29 protein-coding genes are annotated in these 25,942 nt (G+C 54.7%); 13 read left to right on the forward strand and 16 right to left on the reverse strand.

The window, feature by feature from the left end:
* Positions 1-23: 23 nt before the first annotated feature.
* Both OM794_RS21680 and OM794_RS21685 read right to left on the reverse strand, forming a co-directional pair.
* Positions 24-1,436, reverse strand: a complete 1,413-nt coding sequence (locus tag OM794_RS21680; protein WP_226250880.1) for an ATP-binding protein — start codon at positions 1,434-1,436, stop codon at positions 24-26.
* Positions 1,433-2,095: a response regulator transcription factor gene (locus OM794_RS21685; protein ID WP_226250881.1), complete on the reverse strand. Its 663-nt coding sequence runs from the start codon at positions 2,093-2,095 to the stop codon at positions 1,433-1,435. The genes OM794_RS21680 and OM794_RS21685 overlap by 4 nt, the downstream gene beginning before the upstream one ends.
* A 357-nt stretch (positions 2,096-2,452) precedes the next feature.
* On the opposite strand from OM794_RS21685, the gene OM794_RS21690 reads away from it, so the two are divergent.
* The 3 genes from OM794_RS21690 to OM794_RS21700 all read left to right on the forward strand — a co-directional run bounded on the left by OM794_RS21690 (position 2,453) and on the right by OM794_RS21700 (position 4,876).
* Positions 2,453-3,574 carry a glycosyltransferase family 9 protein gene (locus OM794_RS21690; RefSeq protein WP_265154055.1) on the forward strand — a complete coding sequence of 374 codons (1,122 nt, stop codon included), beginning with the start codon at positions 2,453-2,455 and terminating at the stop codon, positions 3,572-3,574.
* Positions 3,575-3,653: 79 nt separating this feature from the next.
* On the forward strand, positions 3,654-3,998 hold the full coding sequence (locus tag OM794_RS21695; protein WP_226250883.1) for a hypothetical protein: 345 nt from the start codon (positions 3,654-3,656) through the stop codon (positions 3,996-3,998).
* A gap of 122 nt (positions 3,999-4,120) precedes the next feature.
* On the forward strand, positions 4,121-4,876 hold the full coding sequence (locus tag OM794_RS21700; protein ID WP_226250884.1) for a glutaredoxin: 756 nt from the start codon (positions 4,121-4,123) through the stop codon (positions 4,874-4,876).
* Positions 4,877-4,993: 117 nt separating this feature from the next.
* Here the strand turns inward: OM794_RS21700 and paoC are convergent, their stop codons facing one another.
* The 3 genes from paoC to OM794_RS21715 are packed head-to-tail and all read right to left on the reverse strand — an operon-like array spanning position 4,994 to position 8,688.
* Positions 4,994-7,177 carry an aldehyde oxidoreductase molybdenum-binding subunit PaoC gene (paoC, locus tag OM794_RS21705; RefSeq protein WP_226250885.1) on the reverse strand — a complete coding sequence of 728 codons (2,184 nt, stop codon included), beginning with the start codon at positions 7,175-7,177 and terminating at the stop codon, positions 4,994-4,996.
* Positions 7,178-7,180: 3 nt separating this feature from the next.
* A complete protein-coding gene (locus OM794_RS21710; RefSeq protein ID WP_226250886.1) occupies positions 7,181-8,131 on the reverse strand; it encodes an FAD binding domain-containing protein in 951 nt (316 codons plus the stop codon).
* A complete protein-coding gene (locus tag OM794_RS21715; protein ID WP_226250887.1) occupies positions 8,128-8,688 on the reverse strand; it encodes a 2Fe-2S iron-sulfur cluster-binding protein in 561 nt (186 codons plus the stop codon). The genes OM794_RS21710 and OM794_RS21715 overlap by 4 nt, the downstream gene beginning before the upstream one ends.
* A gap of 343 nt (positions 8,689-9,031) precedes the next feature.
* Between OM794_RS21715 and OM794_RS21720 the strand changes: the two genes are divergently transcribed.
* Complete coding sequence (locus tag OM794_RS21720) at positions 9,032-9,628, forward strand: NTP transferase domain-containing protein (protein ID WP_226250888.1); 597 nt, start codon at positions 9,032-9,034, stop codon at positions 9,626-9,628.
* Between the two features lie 58 nt (positions 9,629-9,686).
* Here OM794_RS21720 and OM794_RS21725 read toward each other — a convergent pair whose 3' ends face one another.
* Positions 9,687-10,064, reverse strand: coding sequence for a DUF423 domain-containing protein (locus tag OM794_RS21725; RefSeq protein ID WP_226250889.1), 378 nt, complete (start codon positions 10,062-10,064; stop codon positions 9,687-9,689).
* A gap of 136 nt (positions 10,065-10,200) precedes the next feature.
* Between OM794_RS21725 and thiS the strand changes: the two genes are divergently transcribed.
* Genes thiS through trmB form a run of 3 tightly spaced genes read left to right on the forward strand, consistent with a single transcriptional unit; the run spans position 10,201 to position 12,013 of the window.
* Positions 10,201-10,407: a sulfur carrier protein ThiS gene (gene thiS / locus OM794_RS21730; protein WP_226250890.1), complete on the forward strand. Its 207-nt coding sequence runs from the start codon at positions 10,201-10,203 to the stop codon at positions 10,405-10,407.
* Between the two features lie 10 nt (positions 10,408-10,417).
* Positions 10,418-11,227: a thiazole synthase gene (locus tag OM794_RS21735; RefSeq protein WP_226250891.1), complete on the forward strand. Its 810-nt coding sequence runs from the start codon at positions 10,418-10,420 to the stop codon at positions 11,225-11,227.
* A 15-nt stretch (positions 11,228-11,242) separates the two neighbouring features.
* The gene (gene trmB / locus OM794_RS21740) at positions 11,243-12,013 is read left to right on the forward strand and encodes a tRNA (guanosine(46)-N7)-methyltransferase TrmB (RefSeq protein ID WP_226250892.1); all 771 of its coding nucleotides are present in this window, start codon (positions 11,243-11,245) and stop codon (positions 12,011-12,013) included.
* Positions 12,014-12,151: 138 nt separating this feature from the next.
* Here the strand turns inward: trmB and OM794_RS21745 are convergent, their stop codons facing one another.
* Entirely contained in the window at positions 12,152-12,805 is a 654-nt protein-coding gene (locus tag OM794_RS21745) for a LysR substrate-binding domain-containing protein (protein ID WP_265154056.1), read from the reverse strand.
* A complete protein-coding gene (locus OM794_RS21750) occupies positions 12,745-13,071 on the reverse strand; it encodes a LysR family transcriptional regulator (protein ID WP_265154057.1) in 327 nt (108 codons plus the stop codon). Before OM794_RS21750 ends, OM794_RS21745 begins: the two co-directional genes overlap by 61 nt.
* A 242-nt stretch (positions 13,072-13,313) precedes the next feature.
* Between OM794_RS21750 and OM794_RS21755 the strand changes: the two genes are divergently transcribed.
* Genes OM794_RS21755 through argE form a run of 4 tightly spaced genes read left to right on the forward strand, consistent with a single transcriptional unit; the run spans position 13,314 to position 17,562 of the window.
* Positions 13,314-14,279 (forward strand): Bug family tripartite tricarboxylate transporter substrate binding protein, encoded by a 966-nt coding sequence (locus tag OM794_RS21755; protein ID WP_226250894.1) that lies wholly within the window; start codon positions 13,314-13,316, stop codon positions 14,277-14,279.
* A gap of 59 nt (positions 14,280-14,338) precedes the next feature.
* Positions 14,339-14,842, forward strand: a complete 504-nt coding sequence (locus OM794_RS21760) for a tripartite tricarboxylate transporter TctB family protein (protein WP_226250895.1) — start codon at positions 14,339-14,341, stop codon at positions 14,840-14,842.
* 24 nt (positions 14,843-14,866) lie between these two features.
* Positions 14,867-16,339: a tripartite tricarboxylate transporter permease gene (locus OM794_RS21765; RefSeq protein WP_226250896.1), complete on the forward strand. Its 1,473-nt coding sequence runs from the start codon at positions 14,867-14,869 to the stop codon at positions 16,337-16,339.
* A gap of 35 nt (positions 16,340-16,374) precedes the next feature.
* Positions 16,375-17,562 carry an acetylornithine deacetylase gene (gene argE / locus OM794_RS21770; protein WP_226250897.1) on the forward strand — a complete coding sequence of 396 codons (1,188 nt, stop codon included), beginning with the start codon at positions 16,375-16,377 and terminating at the stop codon, positions 17,560-17,562.
* Between the two features lie 210 nt (positions 17,563-17,772).
* Here the strand turns inward: argE and thpD are convergent, their stop codons facing one another.
* The 3 genes from thpD to OM794_RS21785 form a co-directional block, all read right to left on the reverse strand.
* A complete protein-coding gene (thpD, locus tag OM794_RS21775) occupies positions 17,773-18,684 on the reverse strand; it encodes an ectoine hydroxylase (protein ID WP_226250898.1) in 912 nt (303 codons plus the stop codon).
* A 189-nt stretch (positions 18,685-18,873) separates the two neighbouring features.
* Complete coding sequence (locus OM794_RS21780; RefSeq protein WP_265154058.1) at positions 18,874-19,287, reverse strand: hypothetical protein; 414 nt, start codon at positions 19,285-19,287, stop codon at positions 18,874-18,876.
* Positions 19,288-19,341: 54 nt separating this feature from the next.
* On the reverse strand, positions 19,342-20,256 hold the full coding sequence (locus tag OM794_RS21785) for an AEC family transporter (protein ID WP_226250900.1): 915 nt from the start codon (positions 20,254-20,256) through the stop codon (positions 19,342-19,344).
* 107 nt (positions 20,257-20,363) lie between these two features.
* On the opposite strand from OM794_RS21785, the gene OM794_RS21790 reads away from it, so the two are divergent.
* Together OM794_RS21790 and OM794_RS21795 are read left to right on the forward strand one after the other, a co-directional pair.
* Positions 20,364-20,867: a hypothetical protein gene (locus OM794_RS21790; RefSeq protein ID WP_226250901.1), complete on the forward strand. Its 504-nt coding sequence runs from the start codon at positions 20,364-20,366 to the stop codon at positions 20,865-20,867.
* 5 nt (positions 20,868-20,872) lie between these two features.
* On the forward strand, positions 20,873-21,466 hold the full coding sequence (locus OM794_RS21795; RefSeq protein ID WP_226250902.1) for an SCO family protein: 594 nt from the start codon (positions 20,873-20,875) through the stop codon (positions 21,464-21,466).
* Positions 21,467-21,476: 10 nt separating this feature from the next.
* On the opposite strand, the gene OM794_RS21800 is transcribed toward OM794_RS21795, so the two are convergent.
* The 5 genes from OM794_RS21800 to OM794_RS21820 all read right to left on the reverse strand — a co-directional run bounded on the left by OM794_RS21800 (position 21,477) and on the right by OM794_RS21820 (position 25,745).
* The gene (locus tag OM794_RS21800) at positions 21,477-22,571 is read right to left on the reverse strand and encodes a PHB depolymerase family esterase (protein ID WP_226250903.1); all 1,095 of its coding nucleotides are present in this window, start codon (positions 22,569-22,571) and stop codon (positions 21,477-21,479) included.
* A 3-nt stretch (positions 22,572-22,574) separates the two neighbouring features.
* Entirely contained in the window at positions 22,575-23,255 is a 681-nt protein-coding gene (locus OM794_RS21805; protein ID WP_226250904.1) for an FKBP-type peptidyl-prolyl cis-trans isomerase, read from the reverse strand.
* A 132-nt stretch (positions 23,256-23,387) separates the two neighbouring features.
* Positions 23,388-23,831 carry a universal stress protein gene (locus OM794_RS21810; protein WP_226250905.1) on the reverse strand — a complete coding sequence of 148 codons (444 nt, stop codon included), beginning with the start codon at positions 23,829-23,831 and terminating at the stop codon, positions 23,388-23,390.
* A gap of 21 nt (positions 23,832-23,852) precedes the next feature.
* Positions 23,853-25,136, reverse strand: coding sequence for a TRAP transporter large permease (locus OM794_RS21815; RefSeq protein WP_088700143.1), 1,284 nt, complete (start codon positions 25,134-25,136; stop codon positions 23,853-23,855).
* A 30-nt stretch (positions 25,137-25,166) separates the two neighbouring features.
* Complete coding sequence (locus OM794_RS21820; protein WP_088700142.1) at positions 25,167-25,745, reverse strand: TRAP transporter small permease; 579 nt, start codon at positions 25,743-25,745, stop codon at positions 25,167-25,169.
* Positions 25,746-25,942: the final 197 nt, after the last annotated feature.

Raw genomic sequence — 25,942 nt, forward strand, 5'->3', positions numbered from 1 at the left:
CGAAGACAAGCCAAGCAAGCTAATCAGTGAGCTTGTTGCTGGTTTTGTTCCCACGTAACGCTTACCGCTAGCCCATTGGGCATGCGGTTACTAAGTGTAAGGCGTGCATCCTGGCGCTGAGCCAACTCCGAAACAATCGACAAACCCAATCCGCTGCCAGTAGTGCCCTGACCAGACGCGCGCCTAAAGCGCTCTGTGACTTTATCCAATAGTGCCTCAGGCAGTCCGGGGCCAGTATCTCTCACAATAAGTTGAGGCGCCCCCTCCCGAAGGGTCAACTCTACCTCTATATGACCTCCTTCCGGGGTATAGCGTAAGGCGTTATCCAGCAGGTTACGAAAGAGAATGCCCACCTCGACTTCGTCGGCGCGAACCTCCAGCCGGGTTAACCCTGTTAGCCTCAAGTGCTGATCTCGCTCTTCAGCGAGTGGCCACAGTTCGGCTACCAATTCAGCAATAATCGGGTAAAGATCGATAGTTGCCGGTGAGGTTGTGGCAACTTGATCCAAACGCGCCAAAATAAGCAGTTGTTCTACTACCCGCTGAAGCCGTTCCACACCAACATACGCCTTTTGTAATGATTGTTCTCCCCCTGCCTGAGCGTTATCCAGGTGGATTCTCAGCGCTGCCAAAGGCGTGCGTAACTCATGGGCTGCATCGGCGGTAAAGCGCCGCTCGCGCTCTAACGTTGCTTTTAACCGGGCGATAAAGTCGTTTAGCGATTGGCGTAATTCATTAAGCTCTTGAGGAACCGGGTTATCGATTTTACTTAGGTCGTGGGCGGAGCGGCCTTGCACCTGGCTGGAAAGCGCTTGGATGGGCGCAATTCCCCGCCGAATGATGCGGCTCATCAGCCAAAGGAGGAGTGGCAGCAAAAAGAGCATCGGCAATAAATTGTTCCAGGTGATGCGCTCCACCACTTCATCATGAAACGAACCTTGCAGCCCCATGCGGATCCAGGTATCGCTGGCAACGTCGAACATGCTGAACACCCGCCAACGATGACCATCGTAGCTTTCCCAGCGAAAGCCCTCTTCTAAAGGTGCGGGGAAAGGCCCGGCATCATTCCATTTGCCGCCTAACAGCTTGGGTGAGCCATCGGCATTCCAAAAACCCAGCACTAATTTAAACTCTTCCTCGTGGTAAAACTCAGGATCTGATTCAGCGCTGCTCACTGGCACTGCGTCACCGGCGCGATATAGCTGTGCCGGATGGCCTGGAAGGCCCATGCGCGAAGTCAGGCGAGCATAGTCGTCAATGGTCGCGTTTGGTTCGAGTTGGCCAGCCACAATCCGGCTATGCAGACTGAGCTGTGTATCGAGAATTTCTTCTAGCTCATGATCGGTAATTAAGTAAGCCGCGGTCACCGCGATCCCTCCGGCGACAACCATGGTAATGGCCAGCGTGCGGAGTAGATAACGCCGTATCGATATCATTGCGCTTGGCTATCCAGCCGGTAGCCAATCCCACGCACATTAATGATCAGGTGCTTCTCAAGCTTTTTACGCAGATGATGAATGTGAACCTCCACCGCATTGGACTCTACCTCTTCGCCCCAGCCGTAGAGCAAATTTTCTAAGCGAGGGCGAGAAAGCACTCTATCGGGGTGCCTAGCTAGTTCTAAGAGTAAGGCATACTCGCGTCGCCCCAACTTTACGTCTTTGCCCCGCCAAGTCACCGCATGACGAGCCTCATCAATACTCAGCGACCCCAGCGTTAATATCTGTGAGGCTCTCCCCTCCGCGCGTCTCATTACGACACGCAAACGGGCGAGTAGCTCCTGCAAATTGAAGGGCTTGAGCACATAGTCATCCGCCCCCGCATCTAAACCGCCAATACGGTCTTCCACCGCATCGCGGGCGGTCAAAATCAGAATAGGTAGGGTGGATTGCTGACGGAGTAACTGAAGTACCTGCATGCCGTCCATATCGGGCAGGCCAAGATCCAAAATAATCACACTGAAGGTCTCGCTGCCGATAGCGCGGATTGCCTCGCGGCCGAGCATAAACCAATCAACCGTATACCCCTCGCGCTCCAGCGCCGTTTTAATGCCATCCCCAAGCAAGGGATCATCTTCGATCAGCAGTGCGCGCATGCTGCTCCCTCAATCTACAAACCGCTATCTTCGCCATCAAAACTTAAGCTTTTCTTAAATACGGCAACTTATACCCCACAAGGCATACGCATCTGAATTCAACCAGTAAGCCAGCCCTTTTTTGCAAACCTCTTATGCAGCTTAACTCTTCTTTAAGTTATTTAGGCTCAAGCTGCCTCTTTCGCCATGGGCATAGCCAAAGCAGCGCCTTCAATGGCAGTCATTTTTAATCTGCCTTAACGCTGCCGTAGGCAGACCATTGTCTATTAACTGAACAGAGCGCCAGAGCATGCACTTACTAACACTTATTAGAACAAACTCTTATTTAAAAATAGTGGCCCGTTTTTTTGAAAAAGAATGAAGCGATTTTTACTGGGAGGTCTACGGTATATCCTCAAAGCGCCTGAACCAGAAACCATCGATAGCCTTGTCGGCATAGAGAAAATTTTAATTATTCGCCCCAATTTTCGTCTGGGCAACGCACTAATCAGCACCCCTGCCATCGATGCTTTTCGTGAACGTTTTCCTTCCGCGCGCATAGACTATTTAGCGACTGATAAAACATGGCCACTGTTGCAGCAACGTCCTGTTAACCATTTTTATTTACTGTCGAGAGAAGCCATTCTCCGTCCCTGGCAGTGCGTAACACTATTACGACGCTTACGAGCACAACGTTATGACCTGGCGGTACAAGTAAGCGGAGGATCAACGAGCGGCTTTATAGTGACCCGGTTAATAGGGGCGCGGTACAGCATGGGGGCACGTAAAGGTCACCAGCGGTGGTACAGCATTGAGGCGGAAGGGAAATCATCACACGCCTACGATGCCATCGTTAATTTGACACGTCCGCTCGGTGTTGCTTGTCGTAATCGGCCACTGCTCCAGCTAACGGAGCAGGAGCGCGATCAGGCCATGACGAAGATACGACAGTTAGTCAGTCTGCATAGCGACCAAACAGCAGATACAGACTTTATTGCGCTCTTCGTAGGCGGGCATCAAAACAAACGTTGGCCGTTGGCATTTTGGCTAATGCTCATCGATGCCATGGAAGCCTGCAAAATACGTTATGCCGTTTTCCTTGGGCCGGAGGAGTTTAGGCTTCTAGCACCGATTGAGCAGCGCTTGATGTTATCGCGGTATGGCAGCTTATGCCCACCGCTTCCTATCCGTCACTTTGCTGCGGTTCTAGAGCGAGCGCGATTATTCGTGACACCCGACTCAGGGCCGATGCACTTAGCGGCAGCACTCGATGTCGCCACCATTTCCCTGGTACGTCAGAAAAAATCACTCGCCTTCGTACCACGAGAACCCTATGACACGATTCTATGGCGTCCAGAGATCAGCACGGTCGTAGAAGCCATACAAGCTAATCTTAAGGGTCGAGCCTCAGCGACATCCATTCATGCGAACTCGGCAGCAGGCCAACCAAAACAGCGCCTAACACCTTTTCCTAATACAACCCATACGTACGCCAGCTAATGAATGAAAGCACATAACTGTTCGTTAATTATTCGGTGGCAGGATAGGCCCAACCTCATCACGATTCGGGTGCACCGGAATGTTCATATCGCTCTTATCAACAAAAAAGATCGCTTCTGATAGTTGGATGTCGCTTGATAATAAGGGGCTCATTGACTGTCAATGGTTTTCTTTTTGGCTATGCCTATTTTTAACTGCCTTGTTAACCATTTTCCTTGTGCTATTTGGGTTAGAGATCATCGAAATCATTATCGCTACTTTCAGCATGGGGATCAGCAGTACCTCTCAACTATTAAGGTTAAGCAGTGCAAGAACCGCTATGTGTCACCTCCTTCATCCTGAAGAGCGCGAGGTTTTAGATACGCTGGACGCGATAGGTATGGCAGGCGTGGGGACTTTGGTTGTTTTATATCTTTTAGCCTAATCGCTCGTTGCGAAGGCCACTACCTGATTTATTCGGCGATGGAAAATATACCAACACTTGACCTATAGGCGACCCCAGGTACTACGCTGTTAGCCTTGATAAGGCAAAAAAGGGAGGTTGCCATGGCATCATCAACACACCAAAGCGCGCGGGTTTACCGGATGAAAACCGCCGAGCATCTGTGCCCGTTTGGCCTGAAGACGGTTGATCTACTCAAACGCAAGGGCTTTACGGTCGACGACCACACCTTAACGTCCCGCGATGAGATCGACGCGTTCAAACAACAGGAAAACGTCGACACGACGCCCCAGGTGTACATCGGTGATCAACGCATCGGCGGCTATGAAGCGTTGCGTGAGCATCTGGGAATGAGCGTTCCCAATGCAAAAGAGACCACTTACCGGCCGGTGATCGCCATTTTTGCTACTGCGCTGCTGATCGGTTTGGCAATTAGTTGGGCGTCCCAGGGCACACTGTTTACTGCACGCATGCCGGAGTATGCCGTTGCTACAGCCATGGTGCTGCTCGGCCTGCAAAAACTGCAGGATGTCGAAAGCTTCAGCAATATGTTTTTGAATTACGACCTGTTAGCTCAACGCTACGTGCCCTACAGCTATTTTTATCCCTACGCCGAGACGCTTGCAGGTATTTTAATGCTGGCCGGGGCGTTGATTTGGCTGGCCGCGCCGCTGGCGCTGTTTGTCGGTACAGTGGGGGCGGTCTCGGTGTTTAAAGCCGTGTACATCGACAAACGTGAGCTTAAGTGCGCCTGCGTCGGCGGTAACAGCAATGTGCCGTTGGGGTTCGTATCGCTGACCGAAAACCTGGTCATGATTGCCATGGGGCTGTGGATGCCACTGCGAATGTTGTTGTCATAAATGTAGCAAATGGGCAGAGCAACGCGTGGCATAAGAAAGGCTTAGGGTTGTGCCGAGGGTTCAAATGCTTTCGACCCTCGGCATAGAGCTCAGGCTAGCCGCCACATCCCCGAGGTTTTACGCTGCGGGTAACTGCGCAATTACTCGATCCAGCGTCATTGGGTATTCGCGCACCCGAACACCAGTAGCATTGTAGATTGCATTGGCAATCGCGGCGGCTACACCACAGATACCCAGTTCACCCACCCCTTTTGCTTTTAGGGGCGATGAAGCAGCATCGGTGGTATCTAAAAAGATGACCTCCTGCTCGGGAATATCCGCATGCACCGCCACTTCGTAGCCTGCCAGGTCGTGGTTGACGAAGAAGCCGCGCTCAGTATCCACACTCATGCCCTCGGTCAAGGCAGCCCCCACGCCCATGGTCATACCGCCAAGCACCTGACTGCGCGCCGTAATAGGGTTGAGAATGCGTCCTGCATCACACACGGCCAGCATGCGCCGCACGCGGGTTTCACCGGTATAGGCATGCACAGCCACCTCAACAAAGTGCGCTGCGAAAGTGCCAATCTCCAGTTTGTCCTTGAAGTCACCAAAGTTGATCGAGTCTTCAGCCACAACCTCTTCGCCATCGGCCACGTCGGCCAGCGCCAGATCTATCTGTCCGGCGACAATGCGGCCATTTTCAAACCGTGCCTCGTCAACGTTTAGGCGCTTGGCGATCTGCGCCTGAAGCGCTACACAGGCGGCGTAAACGCCAGCGGTGGAGCTCGCTGCTCCAAACTGCCCGCCGGATCCGGAGGAGATCGGGTAGGCGCTATTGCCCAGGCGCACCTCTACGTCCTGCATCTCCATGCCCATGGTTTCTGCGGCTGTCTGGGTCAGGATGGTGTAGGAACCGGTACCGATATCGGTCATATCGGTTTCCACGATCAGGCGCCCCTTCTGCAAACGCACCCGTGCGCCCGAAGCCAGGGTGGGCGCGCCGCGATAAGCACCGGCCATACCGTGGCCAATCAGCCATTGGCCTTCGCGCCGGCCGCCCGGCTTAAGGTTACGTTCAGCCCAGCCAAAAGTGTCGGCGCCCTTGCGCAAGCACTCCACAAAGTGGCGTTCGCTGAAGGGCTTCGATGGCTCTTCGGGATTGACCTGGGTGTCGTTGAGAATCCTAAATTCCACCGGATCCATGCCAAGCTTCTCCGCCATCTCGTCCATGGCGACCTCAAGCACCGCCAGCCCCGAGGCTTCCCCCGGGGCACGCATATCCGCCGATTCAGGAAGGCCCATATCAATAGGGTGGTGCGCCACGCGACGGTTTTCGCCCGCGTAGAAGCAGCGGGTCTGATTAACCGCATCTTCACCGCTGCCGCCGGGCAGCGTATGGGAAATGGCGGCGTGATCGAAAGCGGTGATTTTGCCATCTAAACCCGCCGCGATACGCAGACGCTGAATAGTGCCGGAGCGGTGGGTGGCGTTGTTGAAGATCATCGGGCGCGGCAAGGCCACCTTGACCGGCTGGCCGGTCTCCCGCGATCCAAGTGCCGCCAGCACCGCATCGGCGCGCAGCCATAGCTTGCCGCCAAAGCCGCCGCCCACGTAAGGGCTTTCCAGGCGGATCCTATCAGCGTCGATCTCGAAGGTGGTAGCGAGCGCCTGGCGCGTCCATTCGATCATCTGATTCGATGTCCATACCGTCATCTGACCGCCATCCGACCAGTCCACGATAGAAGCGTGGGGCTCCATCATGGCGTGGCTTTGCGAAGCAGTGCGGTAGGTTTCGTCCAGCGTCACCGGTGCGGCATCAATCGCCGCCTCCACATCGCCTACATTGGCGGCTGGTTCGCCGGTGTTCTGCAAGCGTGCCCAGGCATCTTCAAGATCGAACACGCCCGGCGTCTCTTCGTAGCGCACCTTGATCAAGGACGCCGCACCACGCGCCTGCTCCAGGGTATCGGCGACCACTACAGCAATCGCTTGGTGGTAGTGCTCAACGGTGGCGCCGCCGAACAGATGGGCCACATTGCTGTCGGCACGCGCCAGCGGCTCAAACTCTAGAGTGGTGATAACGGCGGCTACGCCGGGTGCGGCGCGGGCGGCCGAGGCGTCTATATGGGTGATTTTTCCCCGGGCAATCGTTGCGCCCAAGGGAAAGCCCACCAATGAGTTGACCACCACGTCATGCCGCTCGTAAGCGTAGGGGGCGCGGCCGGTTACCTTAAGGAGCCCGTCGATTCGCACATGCGGCTTGCCGATAATACGGGCACGGTCAAACAGGTTATCTTCCGTTGATTGATTAAAATCCATGGGTTACTCCTGAGCCAGCAGCGCGGCGAGCGTGCGCTCTGCGAGGGTAAGCTTGTAGGCATTCTCATGCGTTGGACGAGCGCCATCCAGTAAGCGGGCCATGACGGCAGAGGCGCCCTGCGGTAACAGCGCATCGGCTTCAGCACGGCGCCAAGGCTTGGGCGCCACGCCACCTAGTGCCACACGTCCGGTGCCATCGGGGGCTTTAATCAGCGCAACGGATACCAGCGCAAAGGCGTAAGAGGCCCGATCGCGCACTTTGTAGTAGGCATGGCGGCCCTCAACGGGGGGCGGCAACCGCACGGCGGTAACCATTTCGCCGGCTTGCAGCGCGTTCTCTATCTCCGGGGTATCGCCGGGCAGCTGGTAGAACTCATCCAGCGTCAGGCGGCGCGTTTCCCCCGATGAGGTCACGGTTTCCACTTCGGCATCCAGCACGCGCAGGGCCACGGCCATGTCTGAAGGGTGCGTGGCGATACACGCTTCTGATGTGCCGATAACACCCAGTTGACGCGACGTTGCGCCATCACCCAGTGCTGCACAGCCTGCCCCAGGCGAACGTTTGTTGCAGGGCATCCCGGTGTCATAAAAATAGGGGCAGCGCGTGCGCTGTAAAAGGTTGCCGCCGGTCGTGGCTTTATTGCGCAGCTGGCCCGATGCGCCCGAGACAAGTGCCCGGCTCAACACCGCGTAGTCCTTGCGGATCCGGGCATCCGCCGAGAGCGCGGCATTGCTGACAAGCGCACCAATCCGCAGGCCGCCCTCATCTGTCGGGGTAATATCGTCAAGGCCCGTGCCCGATACGTCGATCAGATGCTCGGGGATTTCGATCTCATGCTTCATCAAGTCCAGCAGGTTAGTGCCGCCCGCAATAAACTTGGCGCCGGGCACTTCCGCCGCACGCACTGCCGCCTGGGCCGGGTCGCTGACGCGTTCATAAGAAAAAGCTTTCATGAGCGCCCCTCCGCCACCTGGTTAATAGCCTTGAGAATGTTGGCGTAGGCACCACAGCGGCAAAGGTTGCCCGACATCCGCTCACGGATTTCCGCATCGCTTATCTCGATAGGCGCATTCAGATCGTTGGTAACGTGGCTTGGCAGCCCCGCCTGGATCTCGTCAAGCACTGCCTTGGCCGAGCAGATTTGCCCCGGCGTGCAGTAGCCGCACTGGAAAGCGTCATGAGCGACAAAGGCTTGCTGCATGGGATCAAGATGGTCGACCTCTCCCACCCCTTCGATAGTCGCAATATCATCGCCTTCATGCATCACCGCAAGAGACAAGCAGGCGTTGATGCGCTCGCCGTTCACCAGCACCGTGCAGGCACCACATTGACCGTGGTCACAGCCTTTCTTGGAGCCTGTAAGTTGCAGGTGCTCACGCAGGGCATCCAAAAGCGTTGTGCGGTTATCCAGCGTTAACGGATGGTGTTCACCATTGACGGTCAGTGAAAAGGTGCTGCTATTAGAGTTCACGGTCTTGGGGTGTCTTTCGACGTTATTAGAGGAGTTCATTGCTATATGCCTTCCTTGCGCGTTGCTATCGCTTATTTAGTGCGGTAAGACCTTTAGCATAGTCACGATTACCCCAAGCAGCCCAAATCTCTGACCAAACCCAGTAAAACAAAGCCTCTAGATGCGTCAGGTGCGCTACGCTATGACAAGCCTATCCACGCAAGAGAGGCAATGTATGTCGCTTGCTTACTACTGGAATCGTGTGAAATGCAGCATTTGGAGTTGCAGGTTAAGCGCCTGCCCGCGTTTTACCTAGCCGTGATGGAATCAACATGCACCTCTGCGGAAATTGCCCTCTCGATCATGGCGGGTAGCATACGGGTGCAGCACGGAACAGCACTCCATGAGTGCTAGTCATGTTGTCGCTTTGGTGATGGCGGCGGGCTACTCGCGCCGATTTGGTGAGGATGACAAGCGCTGCGCCCCCTTAGCCGACGGACGCTCGCTTTTGACAGCCTGTGTCGCGAATGCCGAACAAGCCTTTCCTCTGCTGCGCGTGGCGATACGCGAAGAGGATGAGGCAACGCTGCTAGGCCTTGCAGACAACACGCCCCTGATCCGTCTTCACCAGGCGCATCTTGGGTTGGGGGCCAGTCTCGCCGAGGCGGTGAGCGCCCTTAGCCACGACGCCCGCCTTAACAGCGTCGAGGCAGTAGCTATTTTATTAGCCGATATGCCCTGGATTCAGCAAGGCACATTGGGGGCATTACAGCGGCTAGCCACGCGCGACACCATCGTAAGGCCCAGCTTCAAGGGCCAACCAGGTCATCCGGTTATTTTCGGTCGCGTACTCTGGCCAGCCCTTCAAGTATTAAGCGGCGATGACGGTGCCAAAGGCGTTATTCAACGCCACACGGCGCAGTACCGGGAGTATGCCGTCCAGGACGAGGGCATACTTAGCGATATCGACGCGCCAGAGGACAATAGTGTGCGCCGATAACAAGCGCACTCAATAAACCTTAAGCATTAACGCCTGCAACAAGGTGGAAACGCTCACCTTAGCGTGCTTTCACAACCACCACCCCAAGCGCCAGCCAGCCTGCCATCAGTAGCAGTCCGCCAATGGGCGTCACAATACCCAGACTTAGCCCCGCCAGTGCCATTAAATAGAGCGAGCCTGAAAAGCACGCCATGCCTAGCGCCCACAGCGCCAGCACCCAGCGCTGCCCGGCAAGCGGCTGAACCTGACGCCATACCAGCACGATCATGATGGCAAGCGTGTGCCAGGCCTGATAGCGCACGCCGGTTTCAACCGCACTCACCATCGCTTCTGTGGTGCGCGCCGCCAAGCCATGGGCGGCATAGGCACCTAACATTACCAGCATCGCGCCCGATAACGCCGCGATGCACCACCACACTTTATCTGTTCGTTGCACGCTACTCTCCTACGCCTATTGCGGTTGGCATCCATCACACTATTGCTGCTACGGCTTACCTTGCGCGGCGCGAAACCGCTACAATAGAGAATACCTTAGAGCACGAACTGCCACGACGAATGAGACACGCCTATTTATGTCTATCCAGATACGTCTAAACGGTGAACCCCATACGCTGTCCACCGGCCTTACCGCCGCCGACTTAGTTGAACAGCTGGGCCTGAGTGGTCGTCGTATCGCCGTCGAAATTAACGAAGAGATCGTCCCCCGCAGCCAACACGCCGACACCCAGCTGGTCGATGGCGACCACGTTGAAGTTGTCCACGCGATTGGCGGCGGCTAGAGGAAACACAATGACCCAACTAACTGATACACCGCTAGCCGATGCCCCACTAACCATTGCTGGGCGCGATTTTCACTCGCGCCTGCTGGTGGGCACAGGCAAGTACAAAGACTTTACCGAAACCGGTGCCGCCATTGCCCAAAGCGGCGCTGAAATCGTCACCTTTGCCGTACGCCGTACCAACTTAGGTCAGAACGCCGAGGCGCCCAACCTGCTCGACGTTATTTCGCCCGATCGCTACACCCTGCTGCCCAATACCGCCGGTTGCTACACCGCCAAAGACGCCGTGCGCACCTGCCGCCTGGCCCGCGAGCTGCTCGACGGTCACAACCTGGTCAAGCTGGAAGTGCTCGGCGACGATCACACGCTTTATCCCAACGTGGTCGAGACGCTAAAAGCCGCTGAAACGCTGCTTGCTGATGGCTTTGACGTCATGGTGTACACCAGCGACGACCCTATTGTGGCACGCGAACTTGAAGCCATGGGCTGCTGCGCCATCATGCCGCTGGGCTCACTGATTGGCTCGGGCCACGGCATTCAGAACCCACACAACGTGCGCTTGATTGTTGAACAGAGCAGCGTACCGGTACTGGTGGATGCGGGCATTGGCACCGCATCGGATGCTGCCATGGCGATGGAGCTAGGCTGTGATGGCGTGCTGCTCAATACCGCCATTGCCCACGCCCGCGAGCCGCTACGCATGGCCAACGCCATGAAGCTGGCCGTGGAAGCCGGCCGCGATGCGTTTTTAGCTGGCCGTATGCCGCGCCGCCAGTCCGCCGATCCTTCTTCACCTTTCGCTGACCGTATTAACGGTTAATTGATTCGAGACCTCATGACTGAACCCAACGATACCGTACCAGAAAGTCACAACGCGCCCGAAAGCAACGCCCCCACAGGCCCGGAAGGTACGGATGCACCGCTGCACCGCCGCGGCATTAAAAGCTACGTGATCCGCGCGGGGCGTATGACCCAGGCCCAGAACCGGGGTTTAGAAGACATCTGGCCGCGTTTTGGCCTGACCATCGCCGACGGTCGTCAAGACTTGGACGCCCTGTTTGGCCGTAAGGCACCGCGGGTCGTAGAAATCGGCTTTGGCATGGGCAACTCGCTGATAGAACAGGCCGAGACTCACCCAGACACCGACTTTATCGGCATTGAAGTCCACGCCCCTGGCGTTGGCAAACTGCTCGATGAAGTCGATAAGCGTGGCCTTACCAACCTGCGCGTTTACCGCGAGGACGCCCTGGCAGTGCTGGAGCAGTGCCTGCCCGAATCCTCGCTCACCACGCTGCAGCTGTTCTTCCCCGACCCCTGGCCGAAGAAGAAGCACCATAAGCGGCGCATCGTACAGCCTGCCTTTGTTGAGCTAATCCGCACGCGCTTGATGCCCGGCGGCACTTTTCATATGGCCACCGACTGGGAAGCCTACGCGGAGTGGATGGCAGAAGTCATGGAAGCAGCGCCCGGTTATACCAATACCGCCAGTGCGGAAACCGCCCCCTATGTACCGCGCCCGGCGTTCCGCCCATTGACCAAGTTTGAAGCCCGCGGCGAAAAACTCGACCACGGTGTGTGGGATTTGATATACCGTCGGGAAGCGTAAACGTTCTGCCAACTAAATTGACAGAGAGGGGTTATTGCAGTGTTAGACGCTACGGTCAGCATCAATGCTGAGCGGGCGTCTTTCGCATTAACCGAAAATAGTTGTATCAGGACGACTATTAAGTTTAAGCATCTGCTTTTAATTATTAAGCGATATTAAAATACCCATTTGATGCAAGCTATCGATTTCAGCGTATATCTCTTGGCAGAAAGATTCAGCCACATTACTTAACGGTTTGTGTTTGGATTTAAGTAAGGCAATCTCCCACTCAATCGTTGGCTCCATGGGCTTCGATACAACGGCTGTCCCCTGCAGCAGTAGCTCTGCAATGGGATCAATCACTGCTACCCCAAGCCCGCGGTCAACTAATGCGCACACCCCTCGCATATGGCGCATTTCAGCGGCGATGTGCCGCTTTATACCCACTGTCTGCATAATGTAATCCACGCGGGCACGCAGAGGACTATCCGCCATCAGCTCTACGAATGTCTGATTTTGTAAGCTGGTAAGCGCCACCACATCTTGGCTAGCGAGGGAATGCATACGATGCATGATGCAGCGCGCCGAACAGCGTGCAAGGCTACTGACGGTTGCCCCATAAGTGTCTGCTTCAAGCGTTATCCCCAGCGCCACATCACAGGTATTGTTGTCGATCATTTTAAGCAGCTCTTGCAGCCCTGCATCGATGACCCGAACGCCTACATTAGGATGAATCTGTTTAAAGCGCTTAATCACATCGAGTAAAAAGGTATCGCAAAAAATGGGTTGAGCAGCGACGACGACACTACCCATTTGATTATTAGCAATAGCATCTGCGTCTTTTGCGTATCTCGAATACTCGCCATCAACCGTAAAACGGACGCGTGGTATAAAAATGCTTCTGACGTTGGCGAAAGCTGATTCCGGGCACGTTTGAACAACGCAAAACCCAGCTCCTCCTCCAGTCCGATGAGCAAACGACTGACCATTGATTGGCTGATCCCTAACGTTTCTGCAGCCGCTTTTGTGGTGCCATGCTTCATAAAGGCATCAAACGCTTCAATTTCCTTTATTTTCATTATCTTAAACTCACTTTAGCCGTATTTAACGAATTAACCGGCAGATAAAAACACGCTTGATAAACAACAAGCTTGCAACTTTCGCCCACCACTAGAACTAAAACGCATACTAAATTGAATTGTTGCAACAAATTTCATAGCTGTCTATGTTGAAAGTGATTAATCCAATTAATGCTCTTTACTCAGCCCTTCAATAACAGCTATTCAATAACAGACATGCAACCACCATTGCGGAGACAAGTATGAAACTCACCTTAAGCTTAGCGGCAGCAACGCTGCTCGCTGCCTCCACCGCCTATGCTCAGAGCTACCCTTCCGAACCTGTCACGCTGGTAGTCCCTTATGGCCCTGGCGGCGCTTCCGATCTGGCCGGTCGGGCGCTAGCGGAGTCTGCTCGTGAATATCTAGGTCAGCCTGTCACGGTCGTTAACCAAGCCGGCGCTGGGGGAATGACCGGCGCTCGTGATGTCGTACAGGCTGACCCCGATGGTTACACCTTGCTATTAGCCCGCGTCGGTATGGCGCTCTCACCCGCGGTCAACGAAAACAGCAGCGTTGACTGGGATGAGTACACATTTATCAGCCCGCTGGAAGCCACACCGATGATTCTTGCCGTGGCCGACGACTCACCCTATGAAAGCGTTGAGGATTTGCTGGAGGGCATTGAAAACGACCCTGGCGCGATGAGCTATGCCGCCTCCGGCGCCACCGCCATCGATGGTTTTACCGTGCAGTCACTACTGGCTGACGCAGAAATGGATCCGCTGACAGCGGCCACGCTGATTCCCTACCGTGGGGGCGGTGAACTCGCAACGGCGCTACTGGGTGGGCATGTTGATTTTCTCGCCATCGCAGCAGCATCGCTGATGCCCCATATCGAGAGCGGTGATATGCGCCCGTTAATGGTGTTCTCACCCGAGCGCATGGAGGCACTCCCAGACGTGCCGACTGCAGAAGAGTTGGGTTATGAGCTAGCTGGGCAAGTGATTGGCTGGAGCGCGCTGTATGGCCCGCCAGATCTACCTGAAGAAGTGGTTAACACTTGGGCTGACGTGATGGAACAGGTGGCTGAGGATGAGACATGGCTCAGCCGTGCTGATGATCGTGGCTCAATATCCACTATTGGCAGCGTTGATATGGAGACTTATGCCCAGGAACAGTACGAGTTCTATCGCACTTTAGCCGAACAGTTTGGCTATCTAGAGTGATTCAGCGTTAAGCACCACGCTGTTGTCACTGCCTACATCATTTCATCACTGGAGGGGACATGGGTATAACACGCGGTTTAGTTATCACAGTGCTGTTCGGTATCGTTCTGTTTCTACTGATACCCGCCTATGTACCCCGCCCGCGCTTTATTCCAGGGTTCGCGCCACCGCCTGATATGTGGCCACGCACGGTTTCCATGCTCGGCATGGCATTGGGCATACTGCTCGTAGGGCTGTCTTGTTCACGTAAAACCGAAGCCATCGCCGACCCTGAAGACGCCCGCTCAATACGTGGCGATACGCCGCTTGCCACACTACTCACGCGTTTCGGTTGGACGGTACTGGCCTTTGCGCTTTTCATTGGCTCAGTGATGCTGCTTGGTTTTTTGCTATCGAGCATCCTGCTGCTAATGGCGATGTTGATATTGACGGGTTATTGGCGCCACAAAGTGGTAGCCGTCACTGTTGCCGTAGTACTGCCACTGGTTCTCTACCTGTTTTTCTCCAGCGCACTCAATACGCGTTTCCCTGTCGGCAGCCTTTTCAAGGCGATCGGTATTTAATCTACCGCGTATAGGACTACCACTATGCTCAACGACCTGCTGGTTGCCTTCCAGGCGGTTGCCACTCTTGAGAATTTTTTGATCATGGCCGCCGGTATTTGGGGTGGCGTGATTATCGGCGCCATTCCCGGCATGACTGGCACCATGGCGGTGACCCTGGCGCTGCCCTTTACGTTTTATATGCAGCCGATCCCGAGTATTTTACTGCTCGTTGCGCTCTACAAAGGCTCAACCTACGGCGGCTCGGTATCCGCGATATTGATCAAGACACCAGGCACCGCGTCGGCCGCCTGTACCACCCTAGATGGCTACCCATTGGCCCAACAGGGCAAGGCAGGTAAAGCCCTCAACATGGCACTCTATTCCTCATGTACCGGGGATTTTATCTCCAACCTATCGCTGATTTTTATTGCCGCCCCGCTGGCGCTCCTCGCGCTACGGATTGGGCCACCCGAATACTTTATGCTGATGATTTTCGCGCTCACCACCGTCGCTGGGGTGTCAGGGCGTTCGCTGCTGCTTGGGCTTGTGTCGGCGTGCTTAGGGCTACTACTCGCCACCGTGGGCGAAGATATGTACGGCTCGTTCCGCTTTGATCTCACCATGGATATGCAGAGCGGTCTTGCCGTTGCGCCCGTACTCATTGGCCTGTTTGCGATTCCTGAGCTGCTTAAAATTATTGTTTTTCGTCACAACCAAAGCCATAAGCCCATGCAACTGGGTGATAACCGGGTAACGCGAGATGAGCTGCGCCGCTCCTTAAAGGCAATGCTCAAAGGCAGCATGATTGGGGTGGTGATGGGGGCCATTCCCGGTATTGGCCCCTCGGCGGCGGCTTTCTCTTCTTATGGGGAAGCACAGCGCAGCTCGAAGAATCGCGAGAACTTTGGTACAGGCGAACTGGAAGGAATCGCGGCATCCGAGTCCGCCAATAATGGTTGCTGTGGCTCCACCATGATCCCGCTATTAGCGCTGGGCGTGCCGGGCGATGTGATTACCGGCGTGATGCTGGGCGCCTTTATGATTCACGGTATGACCCCAGGCCCGATGCTGTTTGAGAACAACCTTCATGAGGTTTACATGCTGTTTATTGGCATGCTGTTCTCCTCTGTTCTGCTGTTTGGTGCGGGTAAAGCAACGATGCGCTTTTTCTCGCATATCTCGCGAATTCCCCCCGGTCTGATGGCGCCTATCGTGCTTGCGCTATGCGTCTTCGGCATTTTTTCTATCTCCAACAGTATGTATGACGTCATCGTACTGCTGGCGATGGGCATATTTGGTTTTTTCATGTTCCTGTTCGCCATTCCCGCCGCGCCCTTTTTAATCGCCTTCATTCTTGGCCCAATGCTGGAAGAGAACCTGCGTCGTGCCCTTGCGCTCTCTCGTGGTGATCCCAGCATCCTGGTGTCGTCACCGATCACCTGGCTTTTCGCTTCGCTGGCGATATTTGTGGTGGTCGTCACGATTCGTCAGCAGCTTAAGAAGGCCAAAACCTGAGCCACAGTTCCCCTTATTGCCAAGGATTTAACGCTATGCAAGCTAGTGCTACGCCTAACGCTCACCCGCAGTTGGAAGCCGCGGTATCACACCTCGCTAACCTGATTGCTTACGACACAACCAGTGCTTACTCCAATCTTGAGCTTATTCATCACATGGAGGCTTTCTTCGCCACTCTTGGCGCGGATGTAACGGTGCTACCCGATGAGAGCGGCGAAAAAGCCAATTTGGTCGCCCGTCTGGGCCCTGCCAACGTGCCTGGCATCGTTCTCTCTGGCCATACGGACGTCGTACCCGCCAATCCGAAGAACTGGCAAAGCAACCCTTTCAAACTAGAGCAGCGCGACAGCCACTTGTTTGGGCGTGGCACCTGCGATATGAAAGGCTTTGCCGCCTGTGTGATGGCGGCAGCACCGGCTTTTGCCAGCAGTGAACTGAAGCGCCCGTTCTATTTCTGCTTCTCTCATGATGAGGAAGTAGGTTGCCTGGGTGCTCCCGCTATCGCACGCTACCTAGCCAAGCTCAAGGTGCCACCGGCACTGGCCATCATCGGCGAACCCAGCGAAATGAAGTTGATCAACGGTCAGAAGGGCAAGATCGCGATGCGGGTGACAGTACGCGGCGAAGGGGGCCATTCATCGTTTTCTCCCCAGCATGTTAATGCGGTGGAGTATGCCTCGCGTATCATCACCATGATCGCCGAACGATCACGACGATATGAGCAAGAGGGCCCCTTCGACCAAGACTTTACCGTTCCCCACGCCACAACGCTGACCACCATGATAGAAGGCGGTGTAGCGACCAACGTTACCCCCGACACTTGCAGCTTTATCTTTGAGCTACGTAGCATTGATCAGGAAGCAGCCGCCACGGATATCCAAGCGCTGATCAACGATATAGAGGCTGCCCTGCTGCCTGAAATGCAGCGCCAATCCGCCGATTCCGCCATTGAGTGGCAAGAGTTATTTGCCTACCCCGCCATGGGAGACGCTACCGACAGCGATATGTTCAAAAAGCTTGAACCCATCCTTCCCGAGCGTGGTGGCAAGGTCTCTTATGGGTCTGAAGGGGGCGTTTTCGAGATCGATGGCGACATCCCATCGGTCATTCTTGGGCCCGGCTCTATTCACCAAGCCCACAAGCCCGATGAGTTTATTGAAATTGATCAGCTTAGCCAGTGCTTAGCGTTTTTAGATGACTTAAATGCCTGGATGAAACACTGAGTCAAAATAGCGGTGCGTATCTATTTTACATGGGGGTGGCGTTGAGGCCCCCTTCATGAACATACGCTCTCCCTCAACGCCTTTTGCCAAACGCTTTGTAAGCCACTACTTCCCGCGCCACATCAAAAAGCGCCAAACGTGATGTTCTGCCACATTGGGCGAAAGCGTAAGCTCTGGTCGTAGCGCTTTAATACGGCGTAGCGCTTAGTATTACTCCTTTAGCGGCTTTAGCGGCTCCCAATCCGAACGATTGGCCAGAAACTCAGGCCTGGGACGATTGCCGCAGTAAGGGTCGTGCAGCGTGTTTTCAACGCTATTGTAAACAAAGAACAGATTACTTCTCGGCCAACAAGACATATTGATATTCGAGCCGTGCATGGTGTTGCATTCAAAAATCACCAGCGATCCGGCAGGCCCCTTAGGTGCTTCGATATCGTTTTCTAACATTAGCTCGCGAAGGCTGCTGGCTGGGGGCACGCCCACCTCTTGGCTTTTCAGCGACTCTTTATAGTTATTTTCCGGCGTTCGGCCGACACACGGAACAAAATAGTGATGGGAGCCCGGAATCAACATTAATGGGCCGTTAAATTCACCGTTGTCAGTAAGTACGATGGAGCAACTTAACGCACGCATACGTGGCATGCCATCTTCGCTATGCCATGTTTCAAAGTCGGAGTGCCACTCAAACCCTTTGCCTTTAAAACCTGGTTTATAGTTAATCCGTGATTGATGGATATACACATCGCTGCCCAGCAACTGTTTAACCATCGCCAATAGCTTGGGATCCTGGGTCAAGCGCTGAAAGCGTTTTGAAACATCATGGATGCCGAAAATGGTGCGAATCTCTTCACGCCCAGGTTCAAGAATAGTGCCTTCTGAGAGCTTCAGATCAGCATCGTCTTCATACTCGCGCAGTTCTTTAAGAAAAACCTGCATATCATCAGCGTCAAAAAATCCTTCAAACGACAGAAATCCCTTTCTTTCGTACTCATCAATTTCTGATTTGCTTAAGGGGCCGTTCGCAAGCTGTGACTCATCGCCATATACCACTGGGTCAATGCGTTCAAACATTCCCAACTTTCGTTCCAAGCGAGTAGGGAAAAGATCTTGTGTATCGTTCATGGAAAACTCCTCCGTTAGTATCCATATCAAGTAACGCTTTTAGCGGCTACTTATAAAACGTAGACGCCAAAACGCCCCTCAGCAATGACGCCATGTCAGCCTGCTTCCGTGCAGCCGTTATCGCCTTAATTAGACAATAGCTCTAAGCGCGTAGAGTAGTCGTCGAAAAAACGTTTAGATGGCGGGGCTCTAGCAGACGCTGGAAAAAGAAAGCCGCTCCAGTGGAGCGGCAAAAAGACCGTGACTAGCAATGAGAGGGAGAAACCATGACAGGAAACTGGCGGTTTCTGTCTTGGCCTGTGGCGTCTCATCAAACGCCACAACCACAATGTAATAGTTCTCATTTACCCCGTCAATACAAATACGAATATTTTTTATTACCACTTGCCGACAGCGAAGATCGCAATCGCCTCCCACAGGAGATGAATAAAAAATTGGCACGCATAAAAAAAGAAAGCCGCTCCAATGGAGCGGCAAAAGACCGTGACTAGCAATGAGAGGGAGAAACCATGACAGGAAACTGGCGCTGATTCTTAAATCAACAGCTGTCTTGGTTGCCAGCGTCTCATTAAACGCTGACAACCACAATGTAATAGTTCTCATTTACCCCGTCAACACAAATACGAATATTTTTTATTTAGCGTTCCAGCCTCGCTGTCAGCTAACCAACTGCAGCCAAAACGGCAGGGTAAGCATGGCTAACAGGGTTTGGCCGGTAATGATCGCGGCCATGAGTTCGGCATCGCCCCCCAATTGACGGGCTAGAATATACGCAGAGGTAGCCGTAGGGAGTGCTGCAAACAGTAGCGCTACGTCGCGGCTTACCGGATCCAGCTGTAGTATCCAGGTTAATGCCAATACCAGCGCGGGCATGAGCAGCAGTTTAACGCTATTAGTGGCCAGTACGCCGCGGTCAATGCGCAGCAGCGCCGCCGGGCGCAGCGCTACTCCCACGGCCACCAAGCCTAATGGCAATGCCGCACGCCCCAGCAGCGCCACCGTGTCTTGACTCCAGCCGGGCAAACCAACGCCCGACAGGTTCAGGCCAATGCCCGCCAGACAGGCAAGAATCAGCGGATTTTTAATCAACGCCATGGCACTTTTACCTACGCTCGCACCGCCTAGAGTGCCAGCCGCGACAAAGCTGGCCACACACATCACGTTAACCACTGGCACCATTAGTGCCACGGCGACGGCTGCGGTGGTCGCGCCTAGGCTGCCGTGTAGCGCGGCGGCGCCGGCAACGCCCACATAGGTATTAAAACGTACCGCGCCTTGAAATACCGACGTAAACGCCGCGGGCGTTAGCTGTAGCCAGCCACGTAAACGCCAGAGCAGCAAGCCAAACAGCGCCATCGCGCCCAGCAGCACCAGCGCCAAGCGGCCAACCGGTACCTGGCTGACATCCGCGGTGGCCAGGGTTCCCACCAGCATGGCGGGAAACAGCACAAAGTAGATCAGCCGCTCCATTTGCGGCCAGAAGGTGTCGCTAGGCCAACGCCAATAGCCAAGCACGGCACCCAGTAAGATCAATAGAAATAGTGGGCCTAAAGCACCAGTGATACTCTCCATTTACGTCCCTTTTGCCTGCGACATCCCAGCACAGCGATATCGGTGCGATTGCTGTTACCATGGCTATAACACCCCGCCCCCACGGCTTGCGTAGCGATTATTCTGCCATGAAGATGATATCAAAACCTGCTCACCCGGCGGGCTTCCCCGCCTTAAGGGTACTGATACTGGTCACTGGCTTGGCGTTGGCGGCCTGCGCATGGTACGCCTTTGCCCATTGGCTTCATCGCGATAGCGATGTGACATGGTTTCCGCCCACATCAAGCTGTAACCTGCACGCAGCGCCCTGCACTGCTACTTTGGGTGATGTGGGCCGTATCACGCTCAACGTGCAGGCAAATGGACGGATTGATGCATTGGAAATATTGCCGCTGGAAGTGGAAGTGGATGGCCTCACCGCCACCCAGGTCGAGGTCGATTTTATTGGTCGGGATATGGACTTGGGCTTACATCGCTTTGCCCTTAGCGCCGATGCACCCGGCCACTTTCAAGGTCAAGGCCAAGTGGGGATTTGCACTCAGAACGTTATGCCCTGGCGAGCGCGTGTCATACTGCAAACCGCAGAAGGCAAGGTAGGCAGCTGGTTCGATTTTGACGTGATTCGGAGTTAACGCATATGGCACGGAAACCCTTATGGCTAGGCGCCGGGTTAGTCGCGGTTTTACTCATAGCCAGCGGCATTGGGCTCTATCAGTATGCCTTCGCCCCTCAAGATGGCGAACCCGTAGGAGGCCCGATAGACTTACCCTCTACTCAGGGTGATTTTTCATTGACCCAGCTGGACGACGATCAAGTCGCGATTGTTTCGTTTGGCTATACCTACTGCCCTGACATTTGCCCCATGACCCAGTCGGTTAAACGCCAAGCCCTGGCCCAGCTCTCTGAGCAACAGCGCGAGCGTGTAGTGCCGGTAATGATCACTGTTGACCCCGAACGCGACACGATTGAGCGCATGCAGGAGTACATGGGTTTTTTCGGCGAGGCGTTTATCGGTGCAGTGGGCAGCCAGGAGCAGCTTGAGGACGTCGCCTCACGCTATGGGGTGATCTGGCGGAAAGTCGAAGCGCCGGGGTCAGCAATGGACTACACCATTGACCACAGCGCCTCGCTTTTTTTGGTGGATCGCGAGGGCGATATTCTTCAGCGGGTGCTCTACTCACCGACCCCGCATGGCCTGGTTTCCGCATTAGAGAGCGAACTAGACGGCTAAGCGGCGCCTCTTAATCGGCTTGTTCAGGTGCTGACTGCAAACGATCCAACATCGCCATCAGCGCCCCAATTTGGGTACCGTCACGGGTATCGTGCTGGGGGCTTAACTGCCAAGTGCTTTCGGCAAACCCCCACCAGTCCCAGCAGCCCTGCGGGTTCGCCATACTGCTTTCTGCCTGAGGATAGAGCACGATTTGTTGATGCGCTGCCGCCCAGGCATTTAACCCGGTGTAGCGTATAAACGTATCGCCGATGGCTTCTGCGTTCATTTGACAACCGTGCAGCGCCAACGTGACCGGGCACTCGCCCGCTTCGCAGCCTTCGGGTATAAACACATAGCCGGTATCCGCCAGGCCCTTTACCGCAAACTCTGACTGATCAAACGCAACCAATTCACCACCCTGCCCTGCCTCTTGCTCACTAGCGCCCGAGGCTTCTCGTTCGGGATAGAGCCAATCCAGCATTTCTCCGGCAATATCCTCATCACAGGACAACAAAAAGCTACCGCCTCCCTGGCGACAATCACCCCACTCGTGGGGCCCGGGGGCGGCTTCACTGGGTAACTGTATCGGCCAGCCATGCCCCGCATTTTCACTGCGCGCAACGCGCAGCTGATCAGGCGAAGCAAGCCACTGCTGCCACTGCTCTGCAAGCAGGTCGCCAAGCTTTGGCTCAACCACGTCATCCTCTTCGCCGTGCCATAAGTAGGCCCTAAGCTGGCTAAGCGCCTCACTGCTACCTACCTGTTCAAGCCCAATATAGCGCTGGCGGCGTGCCTCCAGTTCATCCAGCGATGGCATACCTCGACGGGTCATCATGCACTGATTAAGCGCTAGGCTCAGCGACCCCTGCGCACAGCTCCAAGGCCCCGCCGCCAATACGCCCAAGCCACTAAACCGCTCGGGCCAAGCCACTGCTAGCTGGGCCGCCATATAGCCGCCTGACGATACCCCCACTACGCTGGCCTGCTCACTCGCAGCACTTAGGGCGGGCAAATTCTCAGGCTCACTGACCGTTTCGGCCTGCGCTAGCAGCGGCGTGCACAGACCTAAGCAAACCAGTGTCTGGGTGAGAGAACGCAGGTTCGAAGAGGGGGGTGAGATCATCGCTTATTCGACGCCCAACAGTTCAACGCGGAAGGTCAGCACTTCGTTAGGCCCAATCGGCCCTTGACCATTCTCGCCGTAAGCAAGATCCGCTGGAATATACAGCATCCAGCTATCACCAACGCTCATCATCTGTAGTGCTTCCTGCCAACCTTCGATCACTTGGTTGGTTTGGAAGCTGACGGATTCGCCACGCTCAAATGAGCTATCGAAAACGGTGCCATCCAGCAGCATACCCTCGTAGTTCACTTCGACGGTGTCTTCAGGGCCAGGCGTGGCGCCGTCGCCCGTTTCAAGCACTTCATACTGGAGGCCTGAGTCAGTGACAGACACTTCGTCGCGCTCAGCGTTTTCAGCCAGGAAGGCTTCACCCTCCTCGAGATTCATCTGCGCAATCTCTTCAGCTTCTGCTTCACGCGCCTGCATTGACTGTTCCTGGAAGGCCATCAACGCTTCGGTCATCTCTTCTTCACTGAGCGCCAAGTCGTTGCCTTCAAAGACGTCGCTCATACCCTCGTGAAATGCATCCAAGTCGAGATCTTCGATATCCGCCTGCATGCTTTCACCCAGAGTGACACCCAGGCTGTAAGCCAAGCGCTGTTCATCGGTTTCGGGCGCTGCCGCGGCAAAAGGGGCAACCAAAAGCAAACCTGTCAGAGCCGTAGTAGAGAGCAGTTGTTTCATGAAAGATCCTTTTTATAGCGGCGCCGAACGCCAATCAGTGTTACGCAAAGACTAACACCCACCGCCCCGAGCTGCATCTTCGGGGTGGTGGGTGCCAATAAGACCACAAAACGAGAGAGAGGTTTAGCGGATTTAGACGACCAGCGTGGGGCAGTGCGCCGCTCCCGCCACTCGTTGAGAAACGCTGCCCAACAGCGGGTTCTTCTCGCCATTGGTGCCCTGAGCGCCAATCACAATCAGGTCGCACTCCCGCTTACGGGCAAAACGCACAATAATGCGCGAGGGCCGCCCCCCCTTTACAAAAGCACGCACACGGGTACTGTCTGCACCCAGTTCAATAGCATGGGATTTCGCATGCACAGCGATCTCGGTGGCGTACTCTTTTAACGCGTCGTCAGGAATATCCAACTGGTTAGGCCGCACCATAGAGAGCGAGGCTTCCAGCAGGCTGTGATGCTTAAACACGCACAGCAGATAGAGCTCAGCGCCGGTTAGCATTTGCAAACCCACCGCTTTTTCCAGCGCTCTCAAGGCGCCTTTAGAACCATCCACCGGGACTAAAATGCGATTAAACATTCGCGTACTCCTTGTGGCTGTTTAGCGGAAGGCAACATCGCGCAGGAACAGCGCAATTTGCGGGAACATGATCAGCAGAGCGGCGGCTAAAATCAGCATGAAAATAAACGGCGGCGTGCCTTTGATCACATCCCAGTAGGGGCGCTTGAAAATTGCAATCGCGGTAAAGATATCGCACCCAAATGGGGGCGTTGCCGAACCGATCGCCACCTGTAGGGTAATCAGAATACCCACCAGCACAGGATCCAGACCCGTCGCCGCAATGGCAGGCGCGAAAATGGGCGTCAGCACCAGAATAACCACAATCGGGTCAACAAACATACAGGCCACAAAGAAGGAGATGCAGATGGCGATCAATACGCCTGTTGGGCCTGCATCATTGACCCCCACAGCCTCCAGGATCATTTGTGGGATCTGGGCAAACGAAATGATCCACGAGAAGCCGTTACCGACTGCGACCAGGATAAATACCACGGCGGTAATCAGGCCGGTAGACTTGGCGATGGCATAGATGTCGTTCATCTTAAGCGAGCGGAAGACCACAAACTCAAGCAATATGGCATACAGCACACAGGCCGCAGCGGCTTCCGTTGGGCTGAAGATACCGCCGTAAATACCACCGACAATAATGACCGGAAAGCCAAGTGGCCAAAGAGCCTGCTGAACCGCTACCGCCCGCTCTCTCCAGCTCGATTTTGCTTCCGTAGGCACATCTTTAACGATGGCGTAAATAATGCAGTAAATCGAGAACATACACAGGATCATTAACCCTGGGCCAATACCGGCAATAAACAGTTCGCCGATGGAAGTACCCGAAATAACCCCATAAATGATCATGCCGATACTGGGGGGAATCAAAAACGCGATATCACTGGCATTGATAATCAGCGCCAGCGTGAAAGAGTCTGAGTAGCCCGCTTTAAGCATTTTCGGACGCAGCGGTGAGCCAACGGCCACCACGGTCGCCTGGGTAGAACCGGATACAGCACCGAACAGCGTGCACGAAGCCGCCGTGCTTACCGCCAAGCCGCCTTTAATATGACCAATAAACGCCATGACCATATCAATCAAACGGTTAGCGGATTGCCCGCGGGTCATAATATCGGCAGCAAGGATAAACATGGGCACAGCAATTAACGAGGCTGGTCGTATACCCGCCATCATCTGCTGGATCAGCGTATCCATCTGGCCGAAGCCGTTAAACATCATATAGAAGCCAATTACCGCAGCGGTAATCAGCGGAATCATCATTGGAAAGCCCAGCAGCAGCAGGGCAATCATGGTAGTGACCATTATTGTCGTCATAGCTGTCCCCCTAGGGTGCAGTGCCCCGCATTAGACTTCTGTTTCGGTGTCTTTATAGCCATCCACCACGCCCGTCGAAAGATAGACATCGTGGGATGTAACGTTTTTAACGGCAGTCAGCAGGTATTGAATACCGGTGATTAAAAAACCCATCGGCACCCATAGGTAAATGATCCACACCGGTAAGCCCAGGGAGGGCAGCACGCGGCCTTTGCTTTGCAGATCAAGGATATAAACAATCGAATAGTAGAGGAGGAAAAACATCACCAGCGAGGTGAACAGCGCAATAAAAATCATCAGTACTTTGCGGCCGCCTACCGGTAACGCATCATAAATAGCCGACATACGTATATGGCGGCCATGGCGCGCGGCATAGCCTATCCCCGCGAAGGTAATCATGATGATTAAAATGCGGTTTAGCTCACCCGAAAACATAATACTGTTGCCAAATACAAAGCGGGCAACTACGTTGGTGACCGTATTCAGCGCCATTAGCAAAACACCCATCGCGAGTATCACGGCTTCTATTTTGCTAATTGCAGTGTCGATCACGCCCAGTATCCCCGGCAAACCGGAGCGGTAACTCTTTTCCATCTCATCATCGGTCATGGCCGGACTCCTTTTGAACGGCGCTAACGGCATCAGTTAAGTGCCGTCGGCACAATAAACACAGCGTTATTCCAGTGTTATCTAGTCCACACCCACTTCGTGCCACTGTCGAAGCGTTAATTCTAGCGTAACGGCATGCAGCCGCCGGTGATTCAACGCTTGATGTACGTAACCGACGGTTACGTTGTTAAAACAGC

The sequence above is a fragment of the Halomonas sp. BDJS001 genome, assembly GCF_026104355.1.
Taxonomy (GTDB): domain Bacteria; phylum Pseudomonadota; class Gammaproteobacteria; order Pseudomonadales; family Halomonadaceae; genus Vreelandella.